The sequence below is a fragment of the uncultured Salegentibacter sp. genome (assembly GCF_963972535.1).
Taxonomy (GTDB): domain Bacteria; phylum Bacteroidota; class Bacteroidia; order Flavobacteriales; family Flavobacteriaceae; genus Salegentibacter.
In genome coordinates, this window is record NZ_CAXAVR010000146.1 from 1 (window position 1) to 5306 (window position 5306).

Here is a 5306-nt window from a genome sequence, read left to right on the forward strand (position 1 = left end):
CAGGCCAATGTTTTGCGTAGTGGTAAGGAAGAGCAAATTAAGGCGGCAGGATTGGTTCCCGGTGATATTGTAATTATGGAGAGTGGCGATGTTATTCCTGCCGATTGCCGAATGCTGAAAACCGAAAGTTTTGCGGTAAAAGAAGCTATTCTCACCGGGGAAAGTAATCAGATAGAAAAAAATATTGAAGCACTTCCCGAAAAAGTTCCTCTGACCAATCGTAAAAATATGTTGTATAAAGGTACGATTGCGGTTAGGGGAAAAGCAAAGGCCATTGTAATAGCAACAGGCATTAATACCGAAATTGGCCGTATTAGCGAACTCACCAGTAGTGCTAAAAAGCAAAGTACGCCTTTAGAAAAAAAGTTGAAAAAACTAAGCAGATGGCTTATATGGCTCACTTTAATTCTAGCGATGCTAATTGTAATAACCGGTTACTTTCAGGGCAAAGATTTAATGCTGATGATAAAAACCGGAATTGCCTTAGCGGTAGCAGCAATTCCTGAAGGTTTACCCATTGTGGCCACCATAGCTCTTGCAAGGGGGATGCTTCGACTTTCTAAAAAGAATGTAGTGATTAAAAAATTGGAGGCGGTTCAAACTTTAGGTGAAACCGGGATAATTTGCACCGATAAAACTGGCACACTTACCGAAAATAAAATGAGCGTTCACCATTTAATGTTGGGCACTTTAGATTTTCCGGCAACCGAAGCAGCAAATTTCAAAACAGATCCTGCTTTTGAAAAACTGATACAAATTGGTAGCCTCTGTAATAATTCAAAATTAAAAGATGACAAATTCACTGGAGATGCCGTGGAGATCGCGTTAGTTGAATTCGCTGCCGAGATGGGATTTGATTATAAAGAACTTCAGCAAAAATATCCGAAAATACAGGAGGTTCCTTTTGATGCTGAAATCAAAAAAATGGCCACATTACATAATTTTGAAAACAAATATTTAATATGTGTGAAAGGAGCTTTGGAGGCTTTGCTTGATTCCTGTGATTTCATTTTAACCAAAGATGGGCCAAAGCAATTTCTGGATAAAGAGGAATGGCAAAAACAGTCAAAATTAATCGCAGCCGAAGGAATGCGCGTCCTGGCTTTTGCATTTAAACAAACTGATGCAAAGCCAGCTTATGAAGATTTAATGAATAATCTCACTTTCGTGGGAATTTTAGGATTTTTAGATCCGCCGCGAAAGGATATTAAACAAGCAATTGAAACTTATAGAAACGCGGGAATACGGGTGGTAATGGTAACCGGCGACCATCCTGATACTGCTAGAAAAATAGGTGAGGAAATTGGATTAATAGCTGAAGACGCCCCTGAAGAAATGGTTGTACATGGTGCCGATCTTGAAGAAATAGGCAGTTTACCTGAAGATAAGCAAAAGACCCTGATGCAGGCGGGAATTTTTGCAAGAATGGTTCCCGGCCAGAAGCTGGATTTAGTAGAATTTTATCAAAAAAATAAAGCGATTGTGGGAATGCTGGGAGATGGGGTAAACGATGCCCCGGCCCTTAAAAAAGCAGATATCGGCATTGCCATGGGAATTAGGGGGACTGAAGCTGCCAAGGAAGTTGCCGATGTGATCTTGATGGATGATAAATTTACCTCTACCGAGCTTGCCATACGGCAGGGACGTACCATTTTTGAAAACATCAGGCAATTTGTGATTTTTTTACTTTCCTGTAACCTGGCAGAAATAATCTCGGTAGCCCTGGCATCGTTTAGTAATTTGCCAATGCCCTTACTTCCCCTTCAAATACTTTTTCTAAATCTGGTAACCGATGTTTTCCCGGCATTAGCGCTGGGTGTGGGTAAAGGAGATCCAAACATTATGAAAGATCCACCCAGGGATCCGCAGGAGCCAATACTCACCAAAAAACTCTGGACCGCCACAGTTTTATTTGGTTTAAGTATTACAGCGGCGGTAATTGGCGTTGTGGCCTACACACATTTTAAAATGGGTCTAAGTGCTATTATGGTAAATAATATTGCTTTTTATACCCTTATTTTAGGGCAGTTACTGAATGTCTTTAATCTACCCGGACGAAAAATATCTTTCCTGAAAAATGAAGTTACCACCAACCCGTGGGTGTGGGGAGCATTGATTTTTTCGGTTTTAACTATGGTTCTGGTTTATCATATTCCTTTAATGGCAGAAGCTCTATCACTAGTACCACTCTCAGCGAATCACTTTATAATTATCGTGGTTTTTGGATTTGCTTCTTTGGTGTTATCCCAAATTTTAAAGTTCCTGAAATTGGCGAATTAAACTTACCTGTGACTGACGAAAATCATACTTTTTTAGATCGTATTATATTAATTTCAATGTATAATAAAACTATTAATTATGGAAAGTATAAGGAAAAGGCCAAAAGGTGATTTTATTGCCGAAGCCAATATGGAGCAGCTCTATACGCTCACTAAATACTGGAATTCAGATTTACATTTCTTCAGGGACGATCTCACTTTTATGCATAAACTTTTAGATAGCTATTTTATATGGATAGATAAAGATGAAAATTATAAGGTGGCCTCAAAAATGAAGAATGAACTTCTAAAATTAAAAGAGCGTTGCCAGGATCTATTGGAGAAAACTGATAAGCATAGGCAGCAAATAGGAAAAATGATTCTTGAGAAAATGGAAGATTCCAGGGTTTTTAGAATGGAACACGAACATTTGGAAGATGAAATCGCAAGTTTCGTAAAAGCCTTCAGGTTAAACAGGTTAGAACTTTTTAAAATTACAGAGTATATAAAAGATACAGACAAGCGGCCTGAATACTCATAAAATGATCATTAAGATTTGGTCTAATTGAATCCAAAGTGACATTCATCATATTTAATAAGAAACCTTAAACCTAATTTTGAACTAACAATTAAAACCTACTACTATGTTCATCAATATTCAATTTATAAAAACAAAAGGAAGTCAGAATTTAACTCAATTTGTATCAGAACACTTAGATAAATTATCAGAAAAATATGAATGGCTTATTAGAGCCGAAGTTTATTTTAAAGAAGAAAATGACCCAACGGGAAGATCAAAAATTTGTGAGATCGAGCTTAGTGCTCCTGGCCCCAGGATTTTTGCTTCCTCTACAGAAGAAAGTTTTGAATTAGCCATCAAAAAAACCATCTTCGAACTTGACCAGCAGCTCAAGAAAAGAAAGGCTGTTTTTGTAGCACATTAAGATGCTTGCAGAGGCTGTTTAAAAATAACAGGTTTTACATCTCATTTCGTTTAGCCCAAATTTACCAGACTTTAGTTAAACCATTTTTAAACAGTCTCTTTTTTAAAATATCAATTCCCTAAATTCCCAGGCTTTATAGCTAAAGAAAATTAAAAACCCTACCGCTACTACCAACTCCATAAATGTAGAAGCAAGAAGACCAATAAAAGATCCGTAAGCGGCTCGTAAAGCCGATTTAGAATCAGATTTATTAATAATCTCCCCAATAAAAGCTCCGGCAAAAGCTCCTATTATTATTCCGAGCGGAATTGGAACAAAAATTCCGATTACCAATCCAATAGTAGCGCCCCACATTCCAGCTTTACTGCCCCCATACTTTTTTGTCCCCATTGCGGGAATTACTAGTTGTAAAACATAAATTATAGCAGCGAGAATCAAAGCGATTCCCAAAACCCAGTAATTTATTGGCACTGACGGTGCTAAATAGAGTAGAAGTAATCCTATCCAACTAAGCGGTACACCTGGCAAAACCGGTAAAAAACTTCCCAGAATTCCAAGGATCATTAAAACCGCTCCAACTCCAAAAAATATTAGATCCATAGACTTTTAAATGTTTTGATTATCAAATATAATTTAATTCCAAAGAAGTTTTTAACTAAATTATTAGGTTAAACTAAAATGTTAGTTTATATTAGCAGTGTTGAATTTGAATCTTACGTCATCCTGAACTTGTTTCAGAGCCTGCTCCGAATAAATTCGGAGATATAGTTTCAATTCATCCTGGAATCCCGAAGTTAATTCGGGATAAAGTCTGAAATAAATTCAGCTTGACGAGTAATAAGAATTAAAGGTTTGAATATAGATTCCCGCCTGCGTGGGAATGACAAATGAATATAACAAGAGATTTCCGCCGGAGTTTATCCCGATTTTTTATCGGGGCGGAAATGACAAAAATTAATTATGAAACAACTAACCAAAGCCGAAGAAGAGATAATGCAAATTCTCTGGAAACTGGAGAAAGCCAATGTCGCTTCAATAATAGAAGAAATGCCAGAGCCTAAACCGGCTTACAACACGGTTTCTACCATTGTAAGAATCCTGGAAGATAAGGGTTTTGTAGATCACGAAAAGAAAGGGAAGGGCTATTTGTATTTTCCGCTTTTGGCTCGTGAAACTTATAGCAATCAAAGCATCAATAAATTGATGAACAATTATTTTAACGGCTCCTTTAAAAGTATGGTTTCTTTTTTTATGAAGAAAAACGATATGGACACTAAAGACCTGGAAGCCATTTTAAAAGAAATCAATAAAAAAGAAAAGTAATGTTAGATTATATACTTCAGGTAGTTATGTTTCAACTCGGTTTTTTGCTGATGTATGAACTGCTGCTAAAAAAAGAGACATTTTTTACGATAAACAGGCTGTATTTATTAGTAACACCGCTTGTTTCACTTTTACTGCCATTATTGAAATTTGAAAGTTTATCGGCGCTTGTTCCGGCAGACTCTATTTCTGCACTTTCACAGGTTTTGCTTCCCGAAGTTTATATTGGTGGTCAACCTGAGAATATTCAGCAATTACCTGCTGTAAATGTAGTGCAGAAGCAGGGATTACAAATAAACTGGTGGCTGATAACCTATGTTGCGGGTGTGGTACTTAGCTTAGTTTTATTGCTGAAAAAATATCAAAACTTAAATCATCTATTCCGTTTTAGAAGAATTTCAGAAGATAAAGAGTTGCGAATTATTGAAGTTCCAAACTCAAACATTGCCTGTACTTTTTTCAAAACCATCTTTTTAGGCGATAAATTATCTGAAGCAGAAAAGCAGCAAATTTTATCTCACGAGCTAGTTCACGTAAAGCAAAAACACAGCCTGGATTTAGTATTTTTTGAAGCTTTAAGGATTATATTTTGGTTTAATCCGCTGGTGTATATCTACCAAAGCAGGATTGCCACTTTGCACGAGTTCATCGCCGATGCAAACGTGGTGAAAACCACAACCAAACGCAGCTATTATGAACAGTTGCTTAACACCGCGTTTAACACGCAGAATATTTCATTCATCAATCAATTTTTTAATCATTCATTAATCAAAAAACGAAT

The 5306-nt window shown here is 36.8% G+C and carries 6 protein-coding genes; 5 read left to right on the plus strand and 1 reads right to left on the minus strand.

Annotation, left to right across the window (positions count from 1 at the left end; all coding sequences use genetic code 11):
* The 3 genes from AACZ30_RS12680 to AACZ30_RS12690 form a co-directional block, all read left to right on the plus strand.
* Positions 1 to 2280: cation-transporting P-type ATPase (locus tag AACZ30_RS12680; protein WP_339649768.1), on the plus strand; the 2280-nt coding region annotated here is incomplete at its 5' end.
* 78 nt (positions 2281 to 2358) lie between these two features.
* Positions 2359 to 2799, plus strand: coding sequence for a hypothetical protein (locus AACZ30_RS12685; protein ID WP_339649770.1), 441 nt, complete (start codon positions 2359 to 2361; stop codon positions 2797 to 2799).
* Between the two features lie 103 nt (positions 2800 to 2902).
* The gene (locus tag AACZ30_RS12690) at positions 2903 to 3202 is read left to right on the plus strand and encodes an HPF/RaiA family ribosome-associated protein (RefSeq protein ID WP_075325918.1); all 300 of its coding nucleotides are present in this window, start codon (positions 2903 to 2905) and stop codon (positions 3200 to 3202) included.
* Positions 3203 to 3304: 102 nt separating this feature from the next.
* Here AACZ30_RS12690 and AACZ30_RS12695 read toward each other — a convergent pair whose 3' ends face one another.
* Positions 3305 to 3802 carry a DUF456 domain-containing protein gene (locus tag AACZ30_RS12695; protein WP_339649773.1) on the minus strand — a complete coding sequence of 166 codons (498 nt, stop codon included), beginning with the start codon at positions 3800 to 3802 and terminating at the stop codon, positions 3305 to 3307.
* A 360-nt stretch (positions 3803 to 4162) separates the two neighbouring features.
* On the opposite strand from AACZ30_RS12695, the gene AACZ30_RS12700 reads away from it, so the two are divergent.
* Both AACZ30_RS12700 and AACZ30_RS12705 read left to right on the plus strand, forming a co-directional pair.
* Positions 4163 to 4525, plus strand: a complete 363-nt coding sequence (locus AACZ30_RS12700) for a BlaI/MecI/CopY family transcriptional regulator (protein WP_057482135.1) — start codon at positions 4163 to 4165, stop codon at positions 4523 to 4525.
* The coding region (locus AACZ30_RS12705; protein ID WP_339649776.1) for a M56 family metallopeptidase at positions 4525 to 5306 on the plus strand (782 nt) is incomplete at its 3' end. The genes AACZ30_RS12700 and AACZ30_RS12705, both read left to right, overlap by 1 nt.